At 38.0% G+C, this 23,180-nt stretch carries 21 protein-coding genes; all 21 read left to right on the forward strand.

Annotation, left to right across the window (positions count from 1 at the left end):
• Nucleotides 1-101: 101 nt before the first annotated feature.
• On the forward strand, nucleotides 102-1,289 hold the full coding sequence (locus tag HLX49_RS09485) for an acetyl-CoA C-acetyltransferase (protein WP_296361515.1): 1,188 nt from the start codon (nucleotides 102-104) through the stop codon (nucleotides 1,287-1,289).
• A gap of 19 nt (nucleotides 1,290-1,308) precedes the next feature.
• On the forward strand, nucleotides 1,309-2,160 hold the full coding sequence (locus HLX49_RS09490; protein ID WP_077706445.1) for a 3-hydroxybutyryl-CoA dehydrogenase: 852 nt from the start codon (nucleotides 1,309-1,311) through the stop codon (nucleotides 2,158-2,160).
• A 30-nt stretch (nucleotides 2,161-2,190) separates the two neighbouring features.
• Nucleotides 2,191-3,318 (forward strand): acyl-CoA dehydrogenase, encoded by a 1,128-nt coding sequence (locus HLX49_RS09495; RefSeq protein ID WP_296361517.1) that lies wholly within the window; start codon nucleotides 2,191-2,193, stop codon nucleotides 3,316-3,318.
• A 13-nt stretch (nucleotides 3,319-3,331) separates the two neighbouring features.
• Nucleotides 3,332-4,471 (forward strand): acyl-CoA dehydrogenase, encoded by a 1,140-nt coding sequence (locus HLX49_RS09500; protein WP_077706442.1) that lies wholly within the window; start codon nucleotides 3,332-3,334, stop codon nucleotides 4,469-4,471.
• 144 nt (nucleotides 4,472-4,615) lie between these two features.
• Entirely contained in the window at nucleotides 4,616-5,242 is a 627-nt protein-coding gene (locus HLX49_RS09505; protein ID WP_077706441.1) for a TetR/AcrR family transcriptional regulator, read from the forward strand.
• A gap of 199 nt (nucleotides 5,243-5,441) precedes the next feature.
• Nucleotides 5,442-5,630, forward strand: a complete 189-nt coding sequence (locus HLX49_RS09510) for a hypothetical protein (RefSeq protein ID WP_141130767.1) — start codon at nucleotides 5,442-5,444, stop codon at nucleotides 5,628-5,630.
• A gap of 511 nt (nucleotides 5,631-6,141) precedes the next feature.
• Complete coding sequence (gene rpoE / locus HLX49_RS09515) at nucleotides 6,142-6,636, forward strand: DNA-directed RNA polymerase subunit delta (RefSeq protein WP_331805306.1); 495 nt, start codon at nucleotides 6,142-6,144, stop codon at nucleotides 6,634-6,636.
• 352 nt (nucleotides 6,637-6,988) lie between these two features.
• On the forward strand, nucleotides 6,989-8,596 hold the full coding sequence (locus HLX49_RS09520) for a CTP synthase (protein WP_077706438.1): 1,608 nt from the start codon (nucleotides 6,989-6,991) through the stop codon (nucleotides 8,594-8,596).
• A 251-nt stretch (nucleotides 8,597-8,847) separates the two neighbouring features.
• Entirely contained in the window at nucleotides 8,848-9,207 is a 360-nt protein-coding gene (locus HLX49_RS09525) for a response regulator (protein ID WP_077706437.1), read from the forward strand.
• A 99-nt stretch (nucleotides 9,208-9,306) separates the two neighbouring features.
• Nucleotides 9,307-10,164: a class II fructose-bisphosphate aldolase gene (locus tag HLX49_RS09530; protein ID WP_077706436.1), complete on the forward strand. Its 858-nt coding sequence runs from the start codon at nucleotides 9,307-9,309 to the stop codon at nucleotides 10,162-10,164.
• Between the two features lie 106 nt (nucleotides 10,165-10,270).
• A complete protein-coding gene (gene fsa / locus HLX49_RS09535) occupies nucleotides 10,271-10,912 on the forward strand; it encodes a fructose-6-phosphate aldolase (RefSeq protein ID WP_077706433.1) in 642 nt (213 codons plus the stop codon).
• A 126-nt stretch (nucleotides 10,913-11,038) separates the two neighbouring features.
• The gene (locus HLX49_RS09540) at nucleotides 11,039-12,325 is read left to right on the forward strand and encodes a UDP-N-acetylglucosamine 1-carboxyvinyltransferase (RefSeq protein WP_077706432.1); all 1,287 of its coding nucleotides are present in this window, start codon (nucleotides 11,039-11,041) and stop codon (nucleotides 12,323-12,325) included.
• A 262-nt stretch (nucleotides 12,326-12,587) separates the two neighbouring features.
• A complete protein-coding gene (gene glpX, locus HLX49_RS09545) occupies nucleotides 12,588-13,553 on the forward strand; it encodes a class II fructose-bisphosphatase (RefSeq protein ID WP_077706431.1) in 966 nt (321 codons plus the stop codon).
• Nucleotides 13,554-15,084: 1,531 nt separating this feature from the next.
• Nucleotides 15,085-16,368 carry a transcription termination factor Rho gene (rho, locus tag HLX49_RS09550; RefSeq protein WP_077706430.1) on the forward strand — a complete coding sequence of 428 codons (1,284 nt, stop codon included), beginning with the start codon at nucleotides 15,085-15,087 and terminating at the stop codon, nucleotides 16,366-16,368.
• Nucleotides 16,369-16,697: 329 nt separating this feature from the next.
• Nucleotides 16,698-16,943 (forward strand): type B 50S ribosomal protein L31, encoded by a 246-nt coding sequence (locus tag HLX49_RS09555; RefSeq protein ID WP_073009220.1) that lies wholly within the window; start codon nucleotides 16,698-16,700, stop codon nucleotides 16,941-16,943.
• Between the two features lie 276 nt (nucleotides 16,944-17,219).
• Complete coding sequence (locus HLX49_RS09560; protein WP_077706428.1) at nucleotides 17,220-17,843, forward strand: thymidine kinase; 624 nt, start codon at nucleotides 17,220-17,222, stop codon at nucleotides 17,841-17,843.
• Between the two features lie 156 nt (nucleotides 17,844-17,999).
• Nucleotides 18,000-19,070: a peptide chain release factor 1 gene (prfA, locus tag HLX49_RS09565; RefSeq protein ID WP_077706427.1), complete on the forward strand. Its 1,071-nt coding sequence runs from the start codon at nucleotides 18,000-18,002 to the stop codon at nucleotides 19,068-19,070.
• Nucleotides 19,063-19,938 carry a peptide chain release factor N(5)-glutamine methyltransferase gene (gene prmC, locus HLX49_RS09570; protein WP_296361540.1) on the forward strand — a complete coding sequence of 292 codons (876 nt, stop codon included), beginning with the start codon at nucleotides 19,063-19,065 and terminating at the stop codon, nucleotides 19,936-19,938. Before prfA ends, prmC begins: the two co-directional genes overlap by 8 nt.
• A gap of 63 nt (nucleotides 19,939-20,001) precedes the next feature.
• Nucleotides 20,002-20,634: a stage II sporulation protein R gene (gene spoIIR / locus HLX49_RS09575; protein ID WP_101932868.1), complete on the forward strand. Its 633-nt coding sequence runs from the start codon at nucleotides 20,002-20,004 to the stop codon at nucleotides 20,632-20,634.
• Between the two features lie 71 nt (nucleotides 20,635-20,705).
• Nucleotides 20,706-21,107 (forward strand): GNAT family N-acetyltransferase, encoded by a 402-nt coding sequence (locus HLX49_RS09580; RefSeq protein ID WP_077706424.1) that lies wholly within the window; start codon nucleotides 20,706-20,708, stop codon nucleotides 21,105-21,107.
• A 511-nt stretch (nucleotides 21,108-21,618) separates the two neighbouring features.
• Entirely contained in the window at nucleotides 21,619-22,653 is a 1,035-nt protein-coding gene (locus HLX49_RS09585; RefSeq protein ID WP_296361534.1) for an L-threonylcarbamoyladenylate synthase, read from the forward strand.
• Nucleotides 22,654-23,180 lie beyond the last annotated feature (527 nt).

Raw genomic sequence — 23,180 nt, forward strand, 5'->3', positions numbered from 1 at the left:
GGCGACAAGCCAAGTTTTTCTAAGTAACTAGCTTTTTGAACATATTCCGAATGAAACGATGAGCGAGCGTTCAATCAAAATAAAGGAGTGATTAATAAGTTATGAGAGAAGCAGTGATTGTATCTGGAGCTAGGACTCCGTTTGGAAAGTTTGGTGGTGCACTACAACCTTTTACCGCTTCACAGTTAGGGGGGAAGGCTATTGAAGAAGCATTAAAACGTGCCCATATAACTGGTAGTGATGTAGATGAGGTAATTATAGGAAATGTTTTACAGGGCGGTCAAGGGCAAATTCCTTCTAGACAAGCAGCCAGGGAAGCAGGAATTCCTTGGGAAGTGAAGACAGAAACGGTGAACAAGGTATGTGCCTCGGGATTACGAAGTGTTACATTAGCAAACCAGCTTATTCGTTTAGGAGATGAAGATATCATTGTTGCTGGTGGGATGGAGAGCATGAGTAATGCTCCATACTTTTTACCAGATGCTCGTTGGGGTAATCGAATGGGTGACAAGAAAGTTGTCGATATGATGGTACATGATGGATTGACTTGTTCTTTCCATGGTGTGCATATGGGAACGTATGGCAATACGACAGCAGCAGAGTATGATTTAACGCGAGAGGAACAGGATGAATGGGCGTATCGCAGCCATCAACGTGCTGTAGAAGCGATAGAGGATGGCAAGTTTGCTGAAGAGATTGTAGCTATGGAAGTGCCACAACGTAGGGGGGGGCCAATTATTGTCGATCAAGATGAAGCTCCAAGAAAAGATACGAGCATAGAAAAACTAGCGAAGCTTCGATCGGCATTTGACCGAGATGGTACGATCACCGCAGGGAATGCTCCGGGGATAAATGATGGTGCATGTGCATTTGTTGTTATGTCAGATGAAAAAGCTTCTGAACTTGGAAAAGAAGCATTAGCAGTTATAAAAGGGCATACGGAAATTGCTGTTCCTGCAGAAGATTTTCCGAAAACACCAGGTCTAGTTATTAATCAATTATTGGAAAAAACGGGGTATTCCAAAGAAGAAATTGATTTATTTGAAATTAATGAAGCGTTTGCTGCAGTGGCATTAGCGAGTGGCAAAATTGCCGGGATGGATCCGGAAAAGGTGAATGTAAATGGTGGGGCAGTTGCATTGGGTCATCCAATCGGTGCAAGTGGAGCGCGGATTATTCTAACGCTTATTTATGAGCTTAAACGACGTGGGGGTGGACTTGGCATTGCTGCAATTTGTAGCGGAGGAGGTCAAGGTGACGCTGTTTTAATCGAAGTACCTAAACAGTAATTAACAAGGGGGAGAGGAATTGGATATTAAACAAGTGATGGTCATAGGCGCTGGGCAAATGGGGGCAGGAATTGCCCAGGTCTGTGCTCAAGCTGGGTTTCATGTAGTCGTATATGATAAACATGTCGCATCATTGGATAATGGTATGAAAAGAATTCACACGTTTGTACAACGAGCTTTTGAAAAAGAACGAATAACGGAAGAACAACGTGATGAAACGCTGCAAAGATTGCAACGTGCAGAGAAGGTAGAAGCTGTGGAAAAGGCGGATATCGTTATTGAGGCTGTCATCGAAAATATGGATGCAAAAGCGGCTATTTTTAAAGAGTTGGACCAATTAGCGCCAGCACGTACTATTTTAGCTTCTAATACGTCATCTTTGCCAATTACTAAACTAGCATCTGCGACGAATCGCCCTGACCGGGTGATTGGCATGCATTTTATGAATCCGGTTCCAATTATGGAGTTGGTGGAAATTATTCGGGGATTACAAACAAGTGATGAAACCTATTTTAAAGTTGAGCAAATGGCGAGAGCATTACATAAAACGCCAGTTACTGTCGCGGATTTCCCAGGTTTTGTTTCCAACCGTATATTAATGCCAATGATTAACGAGGCTATTTATACATTACAAGAAGGAGTTGCTACGGCAGAAGATATAGATACATCGATGAAACTAGGTATGAATCATCCGATGGGTCCGTTAACACTCGCTGACTTTATTGGTTTGGATACATGTTTGTACATTATGGAGGTACTGCATGAAGGCTTTTCCGATAGTAAATACCGACCTTGCCCGTTACTTAAGCAATATGTGCAAGCGGGATGGTTAGGTAAAAAAACAGGTCGAGGTTTTTATGTGTATACGTAAAAACTTGTAAAGATCGAGGAGGAAAACAATATGCTGCGTTGGACCGACGAGCAACAAATGCTAAATAAAATGGTGAGAGATTTTGCGCAAACCGAAATCTTGAAGGCGGTACCTCTTATGGAAGAGGAGGATCGCTTTCCAATAGAAGTCGTCAAGCAAATGGGAGAGCTTGGACTAATGGGAATTCCTATTCCAGAGAAATATGGCGGAGCAGGAATGGATTACACTGCGTATATTCAAACCATTCATGAGATATCAAAGGTGAGTGCAACGGTAGGTGTTATTTTATCCGTCCATACATCTGTTGGAACGAATCCGATTCTTTATTTTGGTACGGAACAGCAAAAGGATTTTTACCTTCCTAAACTGGCAAGTGGTGAATATTTAGGGGCTTTTGCTTTAACAGAGCCGAATGCAGGATCGGATGCAGCAAGTCTAAAAACAAAAGCTGTGAAAGACGGAGAGGTATACATTTTAAATGGGTCGAAAGTGTTTATTACAAATGGTGGTGTGGCTGATACATATATCACCTTTGCGCGTACAGGAGAAAGAGAAATTAGTGCGTTTATCGTGGAGCGGGATACTCCCGGGCTTATCATTGGTAAACCAGAGAAGAAAATGGGGCTACACGGATCCAATACAGTGACACTGACGTTTGACAATTGTCGCATTAGCAAAGAACAACTTTTGGGAGAAGAAGGAAAAGGGTTTAAAATTGCCATGCATAATTTAAATGTCGGTAGAATTGGTATAGCGGCTCAAGCGCTTGGAATAAGTGAAGCAGCGCTAGAGCAGGCAACAAAGTATGCCAAAGAACGAAAGCAATTTGGCAAGTCAATTGCAGAAAACCAAGGCATTTCCTTTAAATTAGCGGACATGGCAACTCGGACAGAGGCGGCTAAACTACTCGTCTACCAAGCAACTCATTTCGTAGAGCGTGGTGTGACATCAGGGAAAGAAGTTTCCATGGCTAAATTACACGCTTCTAAAGTAGCTGTAGATAATGCCATTGAAGCGGTGCAAATATTTGGTGGTTACGGCTATACGGAAGATTATCCTGTTGAACGACTGTTCCGTGACGCAAAAATTACGGAAATATACGAAGGCTCGAGTGAAATTCAACGCATGGTGGTAGCTAAAAATTTACTCAAACAATAAGGAGGAAATGTCCATGAATTTTGATCTTACGGATGAACAAAAGATGCTAAAAAAAATGGTACGCGAATTTGCGGAAAATGAAGTAGAACCTTCAGCTGCAGAACGAGATGAAGAAGAGCGATTTGATCGGGTGATTTTTGACCAGATGGCAGAACTTGGGCTAACGGGAATTCCTTGGCCAGAAGAATATGGCGGGATTGGCTCTGATTATATGAGTTATGTTATAGCTGTTGAAGAGCTGTCACGTGTATGTGCTTCGACAGGCGTCACTTTATCTGCGCATGTATCTTTAGCGAGTTGGCCAATTTATAAGTACGGTTCAGAAGAACAAAAGCACAACTTTTTGCATCGCTTAGCAACTGGAAAGGCGTTAGGTGCCTATGCTTTATCCGAACCTGCTGCGGGAAGTGATGTTGTGTCTATGTCAACAACTGCAAAAGAAGATGGAGACAGTTACATTTTAAACGGTAATAAAGTGTGGATTACCAACGGCGAGGTAGCAGATATGTATATTGTTTTTGCTAAAACAGACGCTGATGCTAAGCATAAAGGTATTACAGCATTTATCGTTGAAAAAGGAACAAAAGGATTTTCATTTGGTAAAAAAGAAAAAAAGCTCGGAATTCGATCTTCACCGACAACGGAATTAATTTTTGAAAATTGCCGTATACCAAAAGCAAATCGACTTGGTAACGAAGGGGAAGGGTTTAAAATAGCAATGAGCACGTTAGATGGTGGGCGAAATGGTATTGCGGCACAGGCATTAGGAATTGCGCAAGGTGCTTTGGATGCTGCGACCACGTATGCCAAGGAAAGGGTACAATTTGGTAAGCCAATTGCAGCAAATCAAGGTATTTCGTTTAAATTAGCAGACATGGCTACAGAGGTAGAAGCTGCTCGCTTACTGACGTATCAAGCAGCTTGGTTGGAATCACAGGGTATGGAATACGGAAAGGCTTCTGCTATGTCGAAGTTGTTCGCAGGTGATGCCGCGATGAGGATTACGGTGGAGGCTGTACAAATATTTGGTGGTTACGGATATACGAAAGATTATCCTGTCGAACGATACATGCGAGATGCAAAAATCACCCAAATATATGAAGGAACAAATGAAATTCAACGTCTCGTCATTGGTAGGATGCTTACAAAATGATATCTTAACTCTTTAACACGAAACGGACTGTAAGGTGACATCTGTTTACAATGTGTGTGATGTCGTTCGTATAGCTTGTGTTTTAAGCTATTAGCTACTGCCGCATGTGGGAATCCAAGTACCTAACGGGAAGGAGTGAAGGAAATGAACTCGATCCTTTCTTCCATCAAAGATCCGTCGTTAATTGAGAAGCGACGGAATCAAATTATTAGATCCGCGATTAGTTTGTTTGAAAAAAAGGGGTTCCATCGGACAACAACAAGAGAAATTGCCAAAGAAGCCGGGTTTAGCATCGGAACTTTATATGAATACATTCGTACAAAAGAAGACATTCTATTTCTTGTATGTGACTCTATTTATTTACAGGTACGTGAACGTTTAGAAGCACAAATTGATCCTGATAATTCTTCCTTGGCGCATTTTATTAATGTAATTCGTTCCTATTTTTATTTAATGGATGACATGCAAGAAGAAGTCATCATTATGTACCAAGAAGTAAAGTCGCTAAAAAAAGAGAGTAAAGATTATGTGCTACAGAAAGAAAAAGATATGGTGTCTATGTTAGAGCGAGTTATTGCTAAATGCTTTCCTCATTCCTTGAACTCGAATGAGCGGCAACTCCTTGCCAATAATATTTTTATTCAAGGGCAGATGTGGGGATTTCGGAGATGGATGTTACAAAAGCAATTTACACTGGAGACTTACATGGATAGCCAAATTCAATTTCTAATACAATCTATTCAGGCTAAATCCTTGAGCGATAAAAGCTAAAGAAAGCAGGCATACCATCTCGTTGGAAACCAAAAAGCTTTGTATGAGTATAACGTTTCTCATGCGAAGTTTTTCTTTTTCACACTATAGATTTTTTAAGATTTATAGTTTAAGCAAAACGACGGTGTTCTATCGTTATAAATGCTTACGATAGACAAGCTTTTCTAACATAAATAAAAAATCATATGATTTAGTCTGTTTGGAAGAACGTCTTCAATATGTGATGTATAAAGTGCTCGTGCAGGCGAACAAGGTTATCAAAGAAAAGCAACAAGAACAAGGATGGACAATCCAACTAGAAGAACAAAAATGGTTCACGTTTGGGTCGCTTTGCTTTCAACATACCTTGGTGCATGATGGAAATATACACTATCCGTTTGTTAAGTAGATTGGATTGCGTAAGAGCGAGCGGATACAGTCCAAAATAGCGACAGTTGATACTATTAAGTTAGCGGAGGAAAAACACGGAGATTCCTCGAAAATGAACAGTCATTTTCTTCATGCGATGTTTCGCTGACGCAGCTTCCCTTGTCCGGTGGGAAAGCGCAGTGGAAAGTCCCCCCAGGAAAAAAGCGAACTGTTTTCTTTCGAGGAGTCTGAGCTCCAGTCCATGGAAATCGTAGTGTTTTTCCGTAGCGGTCACTATCTACATTTTACTTGCATTTTTTCTGCTTTATCTCTAGCATAAACTATATAATTTTGTTTATAATGTATGGTATGGTTAAAGTGGTTTCAATTATGTTGTTCATATCCATTAAAGAGAATAGAGGGATAGAACAAAAGTAGGTTACATAATATATTATTCGTGCGTGTTCAAACAGAGAACCATTTCTATTATGCAACCTCATTATTATGAAATAAACGGTATAGAAGCCATCAATATAAATTAAAGGGAGTGCATGACCGTGAGCTTAAATCAATATAGCCACGAAGAAATTCAAAAAATGCCAATGATTGAGTTGGCTAGCTTATTACTGGCAGAAGAAAGAAAATCATTTCACTTTAAAGACTTATTTAATCGTTTAGCAGATTTGAAAGGCTATACAGAAAAGCAAAAGAAAGATGCGATTGCACAATTTTATACAGATTTAAATGTTGAAGGTAGATTTCTTACTGTTGGCGAAAATATGTGGGGATTAAAGCGTTGGTACCCTGTAGAAAAAATGGATGAAGAAGTAAATGTTGCTCCGAAAAGAAAGAAAAAAGCAAAGAAGAAAAAAGACGAAGATGAGTTGGATATTGTTGATGAGGATATTGAGATTTTAGATGATGATTTAGATATAGGTCTAGATTATGATGCAGAAGAATTAGACGAAGATTTTGACGATGAAGCATATGATGAAGATTTGGATGAAGCGTATGACGATGACGATGAAACTGAGGATAGAAATTAAACGACATTGGATAACGAATACAATGCATCTGGAAATTTAAAACATCCTTTAAAGCCTTGACTTTTTTTAATGAGGTCAGTACAATTTATCTTGGGCTCTTTTATTTTAATTAACAAAGCGTTTCCTCGGTTGATTGGGGAGACGCTTTTATTGTTTTTGCTAGGGTTTTATGCCGCTTGTTACGCATGCGAAACAAGTTAAGTGAGAGAAAATAGCTCCTAAGCGATGGATTCATGTAAGAATCTTTACTTTATATACCCATGTGGTACTTAGGCATCCAGTAAGCAATCAGCTTACTGAATAAAGTTTTCATTATCGCATTTCACAATATAGAGAAAGAGGGAAAGAAAAGATGACCAAGTATATTTTTGTAACTGGAGGAGTTGTATCCTCTTTAGGAAAAGGAATTACAGCTGCTTCATTAGGAAGGTTATTAAAAAATCGCGGTTTACAAGTGACGATCCAAAAATTTGACCCTTATATTAATGTTGACCCTGGTACGATGAGTCCTTATCAACATGGAGAAGTTTATGTGACAGAAGATGGTGCGGAGACAGACTTAGATTTAGGTCACTACGAACGCTTTATCGATATTAATCTAAATAAATATAGCAATATTACAACAGGTAAAGTGTATTCAAGTGTCATTCGCAAAGAACGACGTGGAGACTATTTAGGTGGAACAGTTCAAGTTATACCACATATTACAAACGAAATAAAAGAACAAGTATTTCGTGCGGGTGAAGCGACAGGAGCAGACATTGTTATAACGGAGATTGGTGGCACGGTTGGTGATATTGAATCATTACCTTTTTTGGAAGCTATTCGCCAAATTAAGAAAGATGTAGGCAGGGACAGCGTTATGTATTTGCATTGTACCCTTGTTCCTTATATTCAAGCTGCTGGTGAAATGAAAACAAAACCCACACAACACAGTGTCAAAGAATTACGTTCATTAGGAATTCAGCCAGACGTTATCGTGTTACGAACCGAACAAGCGATTAGTAAAGAAATGAAGGAAAAGATAGCTTTGTTTTGTGATATAAATGAAAAAGCTGTTATAGAAATGTTAGATGCAGATACATTGTATCAAGTGCCGATTGCTTTACAAGAGCAACGATTAGATGAGCTCACTTGTAATCATTTTGGGCTAGACTGCAAGGAGGCAGATATGGAAGAGTGGCTGGAGCTTCTAAACAAAGTGCGTCACTTATCCAAAACAGTAGATATAGCTTTAGTTGGGAAATATGTGGAGCTTCCGGATGCCTATTTGTCCGTAGTAGAAGCATTGAAGCATGCTGGATTTATGTATGATGCTGATATTCGTGTACATTGGGTGAATTCGGAGTTGCTCGATGAGAAAACGATTCATGAACAATTACAGCATGTAGATGGGATTTTAGTACCTGGAGGATTTGGTGATCGAGGTATTGAAGGGAAAATCACAGCTGTTCAATACGCACGTGAAAATAAAATTCCGTTCTTAGGCATTTGTTTAGGTATGCAATTAGCTACTGTAGAGTTTGCTCGCAATGTCGTAGGTCTTTATGGTGCGCATTCTTCAGAAATTGATCCTGATACAGCATACCCGATTATTGATTTGCTTCCAGAGCAAAAAGATATCTCTGACCTTGGTGGCACATTGAGACTTGGAGTTTACCCTTGCAAACTAAAAGACGGTACAAAAGTGAAAGCAGCTTATAATGGTGCTGATTATATTGAAGAACGCCACCGTCATCGTTATGAATTTAATAATGTTTACCGTGAGCAAATGGAAGAATACGGTTTTGTATTTTCTGGTACTAGCCCTGATGGTCGACTAGTAGAAACGATTGAAATTGCAGATCATCCTTGGTTTGTAGCAAGTCAATTCCATCCAGAATTTACATCGCGACCGACTCGAGCACAAGCTTTATTTAAAGGATTTGTTGGAGCGGCAGTTGATTTTCAGAAAGCATAAGGAGTCTATAAATAAGGGATATGTTAGAAACGGGAGTCGGGGTGAAGGTAGGCGGCTCCCTTTTTTATTTTATTTATACTATAAAAAAGTATAAAATTAGGGTTTATCGTATAAGAAAAAAAGCTTTTCTCCATAAGACTTGGAGATAAGCCAAGTTTCTCTAAGATAAACAGCAAATGCAGCAGGATATCTGTTATGTAATAGAGAATAGTATTGTTGGGGGCAAATGATTTGGAAAGGGGAAGTTAATAGTGAAAAAAACAATCCTTGTTGTTGATGATCAGCCAGGTATCTGTATGCTATTAACGGATATACTAACGGAAGAAGGATATCATGTAGAAACTGCTAGCACTGGAAAAGAGGGGCTAGAAAAGATGAATGCTTCCGTTTACCATTTAGTGTTGATGGATTATCAATTACCGATATTCAATGCATTTGAAGTATTAAAGCAGTTGGAAAAACCAAACAATCAAATCCCTGTAATTGTCATGACTGGCATGACAGAAGGTGTTGTTCGAGAAAAAGAAGATTGTAATAATATTGTAACCATTCTTAGTAAACCATTTAATATTAAGGAAGTTTGCGAATTGGTTCACTCCATTTTGAAATAATTTCACAAGCGTATTGTTGCGACTTTGTGCAGTTGTTGGTATTCTATTAGTGTAATTTATTTTGACATAGGTGTAATGTTCATCTAGAGGAGGATATACATGCCATTAGTATCAATGAAAGAAATGTTAGAAAAAGGGAAAGAAAATGGTTATGCAGTTGGTCAATTTAACTTAAATAACCTAGAGTACGGTCAAGCCATTTTGCAAGCTGCAGAAGAGGAAAAATCTCCTGTCATTATCGGGGTTTCTGAAGGTGCTGCAAGATATATGGGTGGTTTTAATGTTGTTGTTGCAATGGTGAAATCACTAATGGAAGCATATGGCACAACTGTACCTGTTGCGATACATTTAGATCACGGTTCAAGCTTTGCAAAGTGTGCGGAAGCAATTCATGCTGGTTTCACTTCTGTTATGATTGATGCGTCTCATGATCCATTAGAAGAAAATATAGCTGTTACGAAAAAAGTCGTGGAATTAGCTCACTTACACGGTGTGTCTGTAGAAGCTGAGCTAGGAACTGTCGGTGGACAAGAAGACGATGTAGTTGCCGATGGAGTTATTTATGCAGATCCAAAAGAGTGTAAAAAATTAGTTGATGCAACAGGTATTGACTGTTTAGCTCCTGCACTGGGTTCTGTTCATGGTCCTTATAAAGGGGAACCTAACCTTGGCTTCAAAGAAATGGAAGAAATTCTAGATACAGTAGAACTACCTTTAGTACTTCACGGAGGTACAGGTATTCCTACAAAAGATATTCAACGCGCTATTTCACTTGGAACTGCTAAAATTAATGTAAATACAGAAAATCAAATCGCTCAAGCGAATAAGGTACGTGAAGTTTTGAACGAAAACCCTGATCTATATGATCCACGTAAATACTTAGGACCTGGTAAAGATGCGATTAAAGAAACTGTTATTGGTAAAATGCGTGAATTTGGTTCATCACAAAAAGCATAAACGTATTTTCTTATCTTTTACAAGCTCATGCTTTATAATATAGAAGATAGATTGTTTTAAAAACAAGCTAAGTTTTTTATACAATATGTGAAGGGGGCAGGAATTTATGAAATTCTTTATTGATACAGCTAATATTGATGAAATTCGTGAAGCAAATGCACTTGGTGTTCTAGATGGGGTAACCACAAACCCTAGTCTTGTAGCAAAAGAAGGTGTATCTTTTCATGATCGTCTGCAAGAGATAACGAATGAAGTGTCTGGCTCGGTTAGTGCGGAAGTAATTGCAGAAAATGCAGAGGGCATGATACGAGAGGGAAAAGAGCTTGCGGCTATAGCTCCTAATATTACAGTGAAGGTTCCAATGACACTAGAAGGCTTAAAGGCAGTGAAAGCATTCAGTGATTTAAACATTAAGACGAACGTTACACTTATTTTTAATGCAAATCAAGCTTTGCTTGCTGCTCGTGCTGGTGCAACTTATGTGTCTCCTTTTCTTGGTCGCCTCGATGATATTGGGCATAACGGAATGGACCTGATTGAAACGATCGCTGATATTTTTAGGAAGCATAGCATTCACACTGAAATTATTGCTGCATCAATTCGCCATCCTTTACATGTTATAGATGCTGCACAAAAGGGTGCACATATAGCCACTATTCCATTTAAAGTACTTCAGCAACTCGTGTCACATCCATTAACAGATCAAGGAATTGAAAAGTTTTTGGCTGATTGGAATAAAAAAAATTAGTTGCATATAAATGGAAATGTTGTACAACCTAAGAGACAAGGCAGTGTTTACTGCAATAAAGATTGCAAGTAAATGTGGGCGCATGGATATGCGCTCGCATGTTCCTTGCTTAAGTGAGGTTTTTACATGCAAAAAATGTTCGTTGAAGGTGGTCATTTTCTAAATGGCAAAGTTCGTATAAGTGGAGCGAAAAATAGTGCTGTCGCATTATTACCTGCTGCTATATTGGCTGACTCTGACGTGACGATAGAAGGACTTCCGCAAATATCTGATGTGTACACATTAGGGGATTTACTAGAGGAAATTGGAGGTTCGGTTTCCTGGGATGGACAAACCGTGCACATTGATCCTGCTAAGATGATAGCGATGCCGCTACCAAATGGAAAAGTAAAAAAACTAAGAGCATCATATTATTTTATGGGTGCAATGCTTGGGAAATTTAAAAAAGCGGTTATAGGGTTACCTGGTGGCTGTTTTTTAGGCCCTAGACCTATTGACCAGCATATTAAAGGCTTTGAAGCACTTGGAGCAGAAGTTACAAATGAACAGGGAGCAATCTATTTGCGTGCGAAGGAATTGACTGGTGCACGTATATACCTAGATGTTGTTAGCGTTGGGGCAACGATCAATATTATGCTTGCTGCTGTAAAAGCAAAAGGAAAGACAATTATAGAGAATGCAGCTAAAGAGCCTGAGATTATTGATGTAGCCACTTTGCTTACAAATATGGGGGCAAAGATTAAAGGCGTTGGTACGGATGTGATTCGCATAGAAGGCGTTCCTTACCTAAACGGCTGCCGTCATACGATCATTCCGGACCGAATTGAAGCAGGAACATTTGCTATAGCAGCCGCTGCTATGGGAAAAGAAGTAACGATTGATAATGTCATTCCTCCACATTTGGAATCACTATTAGCAAAGATGCGAGAAATGGGCGTTCCCATCGAGGAAAATAATGAGCAACTATTTATTGCGCCGAAACAACCTTTTAAAAGTGTAGATATAAAAACACTCGTATATCCTGGTTTCCCTACAGATCTACAGCAACCGTTTACAACGCTGCTAACAAAAGCAGAAAGTACTGGAGTTGTTACAGACACAATTTATACGGCAAGGTTGAAGCATATTGACGAGTTACGCAGAATGAATGCTTCCATTAAAGTAGAAGGTGGATCTGCTATTGTGTCAGGCCCTGTGCAATTACAAGGAGCTAAAGTGAATGCTACGGACCTTCGTGCTGGAGCAGCATTAATTATTGCCGGCTTAATGGCTGAGGGAATTACTGAAATAACGGGATTGGATCATATCGATCGAGGGTACGAAAAGATTACAGAGAAGCTAACGAATTTAGGTGCAAAAATTTGGCGCGATACGATGACGCAGGAAGAAGTTGAAGAATTACAAAATTCGTAACGACTTTTTGGCACAATAGAAAAGCATACAATTTTAGGTTTATGATAGAAGCAAAGCGACAGCTTTTTATTTGAATAATCAATTTTTTCTAATGTGATAGATAAGTTATAAATTGCAGTTGGATTGTTTCATCTATAAATCATATGTCGTATACTAGTTGTGTAAAGATGGTTTAAGAAGAAATCAGCTTGTTAAAGAGAGAATACTTTTTGTCAAACTTCTTCTTGGGATGAGGACAGTTTACAAAAGGGAGAGGTTAACTTTGGAAAGAAGCTTATCAATGGAATTAGTAAGAGTCACGGAAGCCGCAGCTTTAAAATCAGCACGTTGGATGGGAAGAGGTAAGAAAGAAGAAGCAGATGATGCAGCGACAACCGCTATGCGTGCTGTTTTTGATACAATTCCAATGCAAGGTACGGTCGTCATTGGCGAAGGAGAGATGGACGAAGCACCTATGCTATATATTGGAGAAAAGCTCGGTACAGGTAATGGACCAGGGGTTGATGTTGCTGTTGATCCTCTAGAAGGAACGAGTATCGTGGCAAACGGCTCTTGGAATGCACTTTCTGTAATTGCAATAGCAGATAAAGGAACATTATTACATGCACCAGATATGTATATGGATAAAATCGCAGTAGGCCCTGAAGCAGTTGGTACAATTGATATTAATGCTTCTACATTTGATAATATACAAGCCGTTGCTAAAGCAAAAAATAAAGCGGTAGAAGATGTAGTAGTAACTGTTTTGGATCGGCCACGTCACCATAAATTAATTGAGGAAATCCGCGAGGCTGGCGCTCGCATTAAGCTAATTTCAAATGGTGATGTTGCAGGAGCTATCAATACAGCTTTTGATGAAACTGGAGTGGATATGTTACTAGGAATTGGTGGAGCTCCAGAAGGTGTTATTGCAGCTGCTGCCCTTAAATGCTTGGGGGGAGAAATACAAGGTAAATTGGTTCCTGCAAATAAAGAAGAATCCGATCGTTGCTCGAAAATGGGTATTATGGATATTAATAAAGTATTGCATATGGATGATTTTTGCAGCGGGGATGACGCCATTTTTGCTGCTACTGGAGTTACAGACGGAGAATTATTAAAAGGCGTTCAATTTAAAGGAACGAATGCTACTACTGAAACAGTAGTTATGCGAGCAAAAAGTGGAACCGTTCGCTTTATTGATGGTACACATAGCTTGAAGAAAAAACCAGATCTCGTTATAAAATAATAGGTATAGTTCACTTCATAACGGGGAATAAATAAAAGATAGAGCACATTTCTTATATTTTATTAAAAAGGTTGCATGGAGCGAGCCGCTTTCTATTTTGAGATCGAACCTAAGGAAAACTGTAAACAAGGTGACTCGCTCCTTATCTTTTCACTTTTATGTAACAAGGAAGCTACGCACACCAGCTTCCTTTTCTCTACACTATGGGGAATTTTCAAGTTTATTCTAACCATAAATAGTTGGCAATAATCGTATAAGAAAAGCACAAGTTTCCGTAGAAGATTAGATTTAGCCTAAGTATGATGAAAGATTTTATAAGATGAGCGTAGATAACAGGTGGGAAAAGGATAATTTTTTCTTAAGATTTCCATGTAGTTCATATTTTCATGCCAACCATAGGAATACCCCTCGTTGAATTGTCTTGCATTTTATCAATTCTGTTTTATTTCAAGATTCATTCGCATATGCTAAAATGAACCTAGTATAATTTGTGTAATTAAATAGCGTTATACGGTTGAATTTTGCATGTTAAAAGAGTAAGATGGTATATGTTTATAATTTATGTATTATGTTGAACTTCGAATCTAGCTTCCCTACAAAATATCTTCATTTCTTCGAAGACAGGCTTTCCAATAAAGAAGTGAAAAATTCTATTCAATTTCTTGTACTATTAGGAAAGTATCAAAATTTCTAGCGGTTTAAAGTATAAGAAGAACGGTAATTATCGACTTAAATCCTTGGTGTGAAGTCATGTTTTTCTCATGCTATATTACTGAAGTATCATGGAATACATTTGGTAGTTGGTATAGGCTACATTCTACATGAAGTATAAAGTTGAATAAGGAAAGGGAAAAAGGCCATCTCAATTAAAATACATTTCTACGAGTTTATGTGCATAAACTAAATTTTCCAATTAATGCGGTTGTCTTTTACACTATAGAAAAGTATAAGAAAAACTACGGTTTGGTAGTAGCCGATTGGTAGAACGGACAGGCTGCTGATGAGAAGGATATTTGAGTATGGGTATTTCCCCATATAGACTTGTCCAGCTTGGTTTTTCCAATTTTTGAAAGTAGTAGCCATACAGCAGCTTTTATTCGAAGGAAAAGACGATGTAAAACGATTGCTTTACAACTAAGTAGAAATGACTCTTGCAGCAATTCAAACTAAAAAAACTTTTGATACTAGAAATGAAGAAAAAATTGGCTGAAGTTTACTTCTATATGTAATTCCAGATGAACAGGTTTTAAAAGAGAAAATACCATCTCACTTCGTCTGTTTGGGCATGATCCTCGTATAATGTAGTAGATGTACTAGTAAAACCATATATATCTTTTTTTCTATAGGAAAGTATAAGATTTTTTTGGTTTATAGTAAAAACAGCATCTTTTTCCGCTTAAAAGATGTGTCAACAAGCCAAGTTTTTTATTTATACGATAAAGAAAGTGGACGGCGTTTTTGCTATCAAGACATAGCGAATAGCCAAGTTTTTCAACAGAGAAAGTAAAATTTTTATAGGTAAGGTGATTTTATGGCAGGACTAACTATCTCCCGTTTGGAGACGTTAACATTAAAAGAGATTTACCAATTAGCAAGAGAGTATAAAATCTCTTATTATGCAAAGTTAACGAAAAAAGAACTAATTTTTGCAATTTTAAAAGCGCAAGCGGAAAAAGATGGCTACCTCTTTATGGATGGGATATTAGAAATTATTCCTTCCGAGGGATTTGGTTTTTTAAGACCGATTAACTATTCACCAAGCGCTGAAGATATTTATATTTCAGCTTCGCAAATTAGACGCTTTGATTTACGTAATGGTGATAAAGTATCTGGAAAGGTTCGACCTCCTAAAGAAAACGAAAGATATTATGGTCTATTACATGTAGATGCTGTCAATGGAGATGACCCAGAAACAGCGAAAGAACGTGTGCATTTCCCAGCGCTAACTGCATTATACCCAGATCGCTTAATGAAGCTAGAAACGAAATCAAATGAAATATCAACACGTATTATTGATTTAATGACACCTGTCGGTTATGGACAGCGTGGACTAATTGTTGCTCCACCTAAAGCTGGGAAGACAACTTTATTAAAAGAGATTGCTAACAGCATTTCTGAAAATCATCCAGATGCAAAATTAATTATTCTTTTAGTAGATGAGCGCCCTGAAGAAGTAACAGACATTGAGCGCTCTGTACATCCTGATGTGGATGTTGTCAGTTCGACATTTGATGAAGTTCCGGAGAGTCATATAAAAGTATCGGAGCTTGTATTAGAACGGGCAATGCGTTTAGTGGAACATAAGCGAGATGTTATCGTTTTAATGGACAGTATTACTCGTTTGGCGCGCGCGTATAACCTCGTTATTCCGCCTAGTGGACGTACGTTATCAGGTGGTATTGATCCTGCTGCGTTTCATCGTCCAAAACGATTTTTTGGAGCTGCTCGAAATATCGAAGAGGGTGGAAGCTTCACAGTATTAGCGACAGCATTGATCGATACAGGCTCACGCATGGATGATGTGATTTATGAGGAATTTAAAGGAACCGGTAATATGGAATTACACTTAGATCGTAATCTGGCTCAGCGTCGTATATTTCCTGCTATTGACATTTTACGGTCTGGAACTAGAAAAGAAGAATTACTTGTTAATAAATCGCACTTGGATAAAATGTGGGCTATTCGTAAAACAATGCAAGATTCTAATGATTTTCTGGAACGCTTCTTACGTAGATTAAGAGCTTCAAAAAATAATGAAGAATTTTTCCAAATGATGGATGAAGAGATGAAGCGACGTGGCATGAAACGTTCTTAAAGTATATTCTAAACCTGTTCACGCTTTTCACACTATAGCCAAGTATAAAATTAGATTTATTCTTTATAAGAAACAGTCATTGCTTGCATTGGGAGGGCAGCAGCATTTACTAATACGTCTTTTCATATCAAGAAAACTACAGCTTTCCCTATAGACACATGACGCTAAGCCAAGATTTTCTAATCCCGAGTAGGTAAAGCCTACTATTGCATTATAGAAATCATCCTGTTATAATCTTTTTATGTGAGTTTAGATCAGGTATTTTACCTATGAGGGCTCTTACAATAACTCTGTCTCCAAAGGATTCAGGGCAAAAAGGAGTGGAAAACATGAAAAAGGATATTCATCCAGAGTACCAAAAAGTAGTTTTTCTTGATACGAGTTCCGACTTTAAATTTTTAAGTGGATCTACCAAATCATCCAATGAAACAATTGAGTGGGAAGATGGGAATACGTACCCATTAATTCGTGTGGAGATCAGCTCAGAATCACATCCATTTTACACTGGTAAGCAAAAGGCTGATAAAGTCGGTGGTCGAGTGGATCGCTTCAAGAAAAAATATAATATGAAGTAATTGTTGGAACCCATGAAGTTCCGAACACGAATCATCTATTTACAATAGTGTATAAAACAGGCAAAATCTCCAACTTTGCCTGTTTTTTACTTTATACTATAGAAATATAAAATTATAAGGATTGTCGTATAAGGAAAAACTACAGTTTTCACCATGGAAATTTGTAAATGAACTTCAAATTCGTTGTATGTTCATAGAAAGTGAAGCATGTATAGAAAAACGAACAGATAAGCAAAATGGAAATAAACGAAAATGGAAAAGTGGGGGACAAGACGTATGTATGTAATGAAACAAAGTGGCTGGGTAGAATTGATTTGTGGGAGCATGTTTTCAGGTAAATCAGAGGAATTGATTCGCCGAGTCCGACGTGCTACATACGCTAATTTAACTGTAAGGGTATTTAAGCCATCTCTAGATGACCGTTATGAAAAAGAAGCAGTCGTATCTCACAATGGAACGTCGATAATCGCTCGACCAATTAAAGATGTAGCAGATTTGCTTGAACATATAAATGAAAATGTGGATATTGTTGGTATAGATGAAGCGCAATTTTTTGATGCTTCCATTGTCACTATTGTAGAACAATTAGCGGATGCTGGTATACGGGTTGTGGTTGCTGGTTTAGACACAGATTTTCGTGGGGAGCCATTTGGTTCTATGCCGCAATTAATGGCGTTAAGCGAGTCCGTCACGAAGTTGAATGCTATTTGTCCCATTTGTGGTTCTCCAGCAAGTAGAACACAACGTTTAATCAACGGGCAACCAGCTTCTTATGATGATCCAATTATATTAGTTGGAGCTTCTGAATCTTATGAGCCAAGATGCCGCCATCACCATGAAGTACCAAATAAACCGAATAAAGCAACAACCAACATATGTTTAACAAAAATGTCCAAATAAGCCGATTTTCTTATCTCGTATAAAATAAGACTAGCACAACCTGAACACGAACTTAGAGGTGTTTTAAAGAAGTTCTTGTCTTTAATCCACACCGATTTTGACCTAATAACAGGAGTATACTATAATTATACTGTTAATTAGAAAGAGGTGGCCGTGATGTTAGATCGTTTACAATCTTTAGAAGATCGTTACAATAAATTAAATGAATTGCTAAGTGATCCGGAAGTAATTAGCGATGCGACAAAGCTTCGAGAATATTCCAAAGAACAATCAAGCTTAGAAGATGTTGTTCAAGTTTATCGAGAATATAAAGATGTCGTACAGCAGTTAAAAGACGCAAAAGAAATGCAAGAAGACGAGCTAGATGAAGAAATGGAAGAAATGGTAAAACTTGAAATTAACGAGCTTACAGAAAATAAACAACAATTGGAAGAGAAGTTAAAAGTTTTACTATTGCCGAAAGATCCAAATGACGATAAAAACGTATTTATGGAAATACGCGGAGCTGCCGGTGGAGACGAAGCGGCATTATTTGCAGGAGACTTATATCGGATGTATTCCCGTTACGCCGAGACTTATGGGTGGAAACTAGAAGTCATGGAAGCTCATACAACTGGTGTAGGTGGATACAAAGAAATTATCTTTATGATTAACGGTAAAGGTGCTTACTCTCGTTTGAAATATGAAAACGGCGCCCATCGTGTTCAGCGTGTTCCTGAGACGGAATCAGGCGGAAGAATTCATACATCAACGGCGACCGTAGCTGTCCTGCCCGAGGCTGAAGAAGTGGAAGTGGATATTCATGAAAAGGATATACGTGTGGATACCTTTGCCTCTAGTGGGCCGGGTGGTCAAAGTGTTAACACAACAATGTCAGCTGTTCGTTTAACGCATGTTCCAACAGGCATCGTGGTTTCAATTCAAGATGAGAAATCGCAAATTAAAAATAAAGAAAAAGCAATGAAGGTGCTGCGAGCTAGAATATATGATATGTATCAACAAGAAGCTCAAGCTGAATACGATGAAAATCGTAAATCTGCAGTAGGAACTGGAGATCGATCAGAGCGTATTCGCACCTATAACTTTCCGCAAAATCGTGTAACCGATCATCGGATTGGTTTAACTATTCAGAAACTAGATCAAATTCTAGAAGGTAAATTAGATGAAATTATTGAAGCGTTAATTATGGAAGAGCAAACGAAGAAATTGGAACAAATTGGTGAATAATATGGAAGTGAAGAAACAATACGAAGTCCTTCAATGGGCTTCCCTTTTTTTAGAGGAACACGGTCGAGAAAAAAATGTTGCCGTTATTTTGCTACAACATTTTTTACAAGTGACCGCTACTAAATTTTACATGAATATGCAACAACTTGTTCCAGAAGAAGTGCTTACACCGTATATGGCAGCCATTAAGCAACATGCTTCAACGGGTATACCAGTACAGCATTTGATGGGGTGCACTTCGTTTTATGGACGGGAATTTAAGGTAAACGAAGATGTACTTATTCCGAGGCCAGAAACAGAGGAGCTCGTGCAGCAGGTTATTCAACATGTAAACCATCATTTTGTGGATAAGTGCCCGACTATTGTTGATGTGGGTACAGGAAGTGGCATAATTGCCATTACACTCGCTTTAGAGTTGCCTAAGGCGATGGTTTACGCAACAGATATCTCGGAACAAGCTCTAAAAGTAGCGAAGGAAAATGCGAGCCGACATCAAGCTGCTGTTGTATTTACTGCTGGCGATTTTTTAGCACCAGTACTAGAACAAAATATTTCTATGGATGTATTGGTTTGTAATCCTCCTTATATTGCGAGGGAGGATATTTCTTTTATGGCAGATACAGTGAAAAACTTTGATCCTCATTTAGCTTTGTTTGCAGAACAAAATGGATTAGCTGCTTACAAAAAAATTGTTTATCAAATGGCGCAATTGTCCGAGAGACCTTATTTGGTTGCTTTTGAAATAGGCTATCAACAAGGTGAAGCTGTATCTGATTTAATCAAGTATGTTTATCCTGACAGTTATCCACAAGTGTTACAAGACATCAATGGAAAAGATCGGATGGTCATTGTAAATAATAATATTTAAGAATACTAGTTTAAAATCATCGCCCTTTGTACATAATGAAGAATACAAAGGGGGATGACGGTGATGAAAAAACTAGTATTTTTTGCTGTTATATTATTTATTGGATTATTAATTATTCCTGGGCAAGTGATAAGCCAAAAATCAGGGGAAACAGCGCTTAACAATCAAGATGAATATCAAGTTATTCCGGATGAAGCGATCCGTTTACGTATATTGGCTAATAGTGATAGTGAAGCAGATCAAGAATTAAAAAGAAGTATACGCGATCAAGTGAATAAAGAGATTACGAAATGGGTAGAGGATATTACAGATATTGAGCAGGCTAGAAGTTTAATAGAAAAACGTATACCAGACTTAAATCAGATTGTAGGGTCCGTGCTCAAGGAAGCGGATGTAAAACAAAGTTATGAAGTGTCTTACAATAAAAATGTTTCCTTTCCAACGAAAATATATGGTGAATTTTTATATCCTGCAGGTGAATATGAAGCAGTTTTAATTACAATTGGAGAAGGGAAAGGTGACAATTGGTGGTGTGTTTTATTTCCTCCTCTCTGTTTTCTAGATTTTTCTAACGGAACGAGCGCCGTATCAGCTGAAACGACAGAAGATAAAGAAGAAGAGAAAGAAGTGGAGCGAGAAGATGATGAAGATACGGAAGTGAGCTTTTTCTTGTTTGAATGGTTAGGCTGGTCATAATTTCGTTGTCTGTGCATATACTATATTTATATATAAGCAAAACTATTAAACCGTAATAGGGGTGAGTAGAAATGAATTTAATTCAGGCTAACAAAGTATCGCAGGAAAAGTTAGACTACTTTTTACTAAGTAATCCACATATGAATAAGGATAGTTTATTACAAAAAGGGTATGTTGTTGAGATAAAAGGAAAGATAGAAGGTTGTTTTATCCTTGAGGAAATGGAAGAAGGAACGTATTGGTTAAAACAGCTATATATTACACAATCAGAAGCAGCTGTCCTTCCAGTATTATTGGAATCCATTTTAACGATGGCTAAACAACAGCACGCAAAAAGAGTTTATGTGCATAGTCATCAACCAGTTGTGGATATTTTACTTGAAGCTTTGCAGTTTCATCCACAAAAAGAGAGAGCTTTTGTTGATAAATTTGATCAAAAAGACGGTAATTGGTGGTTGTATCATGTTTCGTGATGGTTATCTAAAATAAATTGCCGAAAAATTAAGTTACTAACAATGTTATCCACTGTTTTTGTGGATAACATTTAAATTTGTTGTGGAAAATGTGTATAAATGTAAAAAAAACTTAATAATAAAGGTTTATAAATGTAAGGCCTGTGGATATGTTGTTCATTAGTTATCCACAGGTTTTTAGTATAGTAAAAGTGAATATATTTTCATAGTATTCCCTAGAAAAACTTGGCTTGTCACCAAGTCTTATGGAAAAAGCCTTTGTTTTTCTTATACTATAAACCAAAAACATCTCATACTTTCCTATATTGGAATGAAAAACTATCCTCTTTTTACTGTCCTAATCCAATCGCGGCAAATGTCTTTGGTTTAAATTATTCCCATTGTTGTCGAGGCGATTATTAATTGCGTCCTTAGTATTCAAGTATCAAAATAACAGCAACTCTGTTTGCTTTCATTGCGCAACCCGTCTTGATCTACTAAAATAATGTTAGTAGAAAAGAGGTAACTGAAAATGAAAACGAAGTATTGGAATATATCTAAAATGACTAAAAGAGAACAACAAGAGTCGATAATCGAAGCGAGTCAGCTACTGCACCAAGGCGAAATTGTTGCTTTTCCAACGGAGACTGTGTATGGATTAGGAGCTAATGCTACAAATGAGCAAGCAGTACAGAAAATATTTCAGGCAAAAGGGCGTCCACAGGATAATCCGCTAATTGTTCATGTGGCCGATGCTTTGCAAATGGAAAGTCTAGTACGTTATTGGCCTGCTTATGTAGATAAATTATTAGTTGCTTATACGCCAGGGCCAATTACGTTCGTCTTACCGAGTAATGATGTGTGTTCTCCTGCTGTAACAGCAGGTTTAGATACTGTCGGTGTCCGAATCCCGAGTCACCCAGTTGCTCATCAGTTGCTATCCGCATGTCAGTTACCAATTGCTGCACCAAGTGCCAATATATCGGGAAGACCTAGCCCAACTAGTGCTAGACATGTATGGCATGATTTAAGTGATAAGATTGCTGGAATTTTGGATGGTGGGGCTACTGGTGTTGGATTAGAATCAACTGTCATTGATTGCACGCAGGATATTCCGGTTATTTTACGACCGGGTGGTATCACGAAAGAGCAAATTGAAAAAGTAGCGGGGGCTGTTATGGTTGATCCTGGCTTAGCAGTAAAAAATGAAAATGAACAACCAAAATCTCCGGGCATGAAGTATCGGCATTATTCCCCTGAAGTTCCGCTATGGATTGTTTCTGGGGCTAGCGAAAACTTGCAGAGTATGATCTACCGTTTACAGATGGAAGGAAAAAGAGTTGGTGTCATGGGGAAAGACGGTACCGTGGAAAGGCTACAGGTAGAAGCAATCATAAGGCTAGGAAATACAATGGAGCAAGTAGCTGCCAATTTATATGGCGCATTACGTACCTTTAAATTAGGGGAAGTTGATATTATTCTTTGTGAGTCTTTTCCTGAACAAGGTATTGGACAAGCAGTAATGAATCGCTTAACGAAAGCTGCTAGTCGTATCATTTCATTGTAGTTGTGACAATAATAAGAGGATTTTAAAATAAACCAGGAAAAGGGTAGCTTGCCTTTTTCACCATAATGTCTAGATATTCCTATGTTGGAAAGACGATGTATTCGATTATAATATCAACTCAACTAACAAATTAGAGAATGGTATAAACAGCATCAACAGAATATGTATGTAAGGTTTTTTGAACCATTATTGAGTCTATCATCTAAGATAGGAATGGGACAAAAAGTTTATGACTGGATTGCAAATGGACGAACTATTTTTCCTACTGGTTCCTGCAATGAGAAAACATGCGAAATTCCAATTAAAAAGTAGGGATTTTTTACAACACTTTGAGAAGTTACTTCTCAAAGTGTTGTATTTGTATTTTTTATATTCGTTTAGCTACAGCTAAATATATTGAGGGAACAATACTTTGAATATAGAATATAATCATTACGTAATAAATAAAATACTCTTTATGAATCACATCTAATATTGCTACTAATGCAACGCCAAGAAGTATTCCTCCTGTTAATATTGAATAAGAA

The organism is Virgibacillus sp. (assembly GCF_013393565.1).
Classification (GTDB): domain Bacteria; phylum Bacillota; class Bacilli; order Bacillales; family Amphibacillaceae; genus Virgibacillus; species Virgibacillus dokdonensis.

Coding starts and splice junctions, on each gene's coding strand:
- HLX49_RS09485 (WP_296361515.1), top strand. CDS start 102: ATGAGAGAAGCAGTGATTGTATCTGGAGCTAGGACTCCGTTTGGAAAG.
- HLX49_RS09495 (WP_296361517.1), top strand. CDS start 2,191: ATGCTGCGTTGGACCGACGAGCAACAAATGCTAAATAAAATGGTGAGA.
- HLX49_RS09500 (WP_077706442.1), top strand. CDS start 3,332: ATGAATTTTGATCTTACGGATGAACAAAAGATGCTAAAAAAAATGGTA.
- HLX49_RS09505 (WP_077706441.1), top strand. CDS start 4,616: ATGAACTCGATCCTTTCTTCCATCAAAGATCCGTCGTTAATTGAGAAG.
- rpoE (WP_331805306.1), top strand. CDS start 6,142: ATGACCGTGAGCTTAAATCAATATAGCCACGAAGAAATTCAAAAAATG.
- HLX49_RS09520 (WP_077706438.1), top strand. CDS start 6,989: ATGACCAAGTATATTTTTGTAACTGGAGGAGTTGTATCCTCTTTAGGA.
- HLX49_RS09530 (WP_077706436.1), top strand. CDS start 9,307: ATGCCATTAGTATCAATGAAAGAAATGTTAGAAAAAGGGAAAGAAAAT.
- fsa (WP_077706433.1), top strand. CDS start 10,271: ATGAAATTCTTTATTGATACAGCTAATATTGATGAAATTCGTGAAGCA.
- HLX49_RS09540 (WP_077706432.1), top strand. CDS start 11,039: ATGCAAAAAATGTTCGTTGAAGGTGGTCATTTTCTAAATGGCAAAGTT.
- rho (WP_077706430.1), top strand. CDS start 15,085: ATGGCAGGACTAACTATCTCCCGTTTGGAGACGTTAACATTAAAAGAG.
- HLX49_RS09555 (WP_073009220.1), top strand. CDS start 16,698: ATGAAAAAGGATATTCATCCAGAGTACCAAAAAGTAGTTTTTCTTGAT.
- HLX49_RS09560 (WP_077706428.1), top strand. CDS start 17,220: ATGTATGTAATGAAACAAAGTGGCTGGGTAGAATTGATTTGTGGGAGC.
- prfA (WP_077706427.1), top strand. CDS start 18,000: ATGTTAGATCGTTTACAATCTTTAGAAGATCGTTACAATAAATTAAAT.
- spoIIR (WP_101932868.1), top strand. CDS start 20,002: ATGAAAAAACTAGTATTTTTTGCTGTTATATTATTTATTGGATTATTA.
- HLX49_RS09580 (WP_077706424.1), top strand. CDS start 20,706: ATGAATTTAATTCAGGCTAACAAAGTATCGCAGGAAAAGTTAGACTAC.
- HLX49_RS09585 (WP_296361534.1), top strand. CDS start 21,619: ATGAAAACGAAGTATTGGAATATATCTAAAATGACTAAAAGAGAACAA.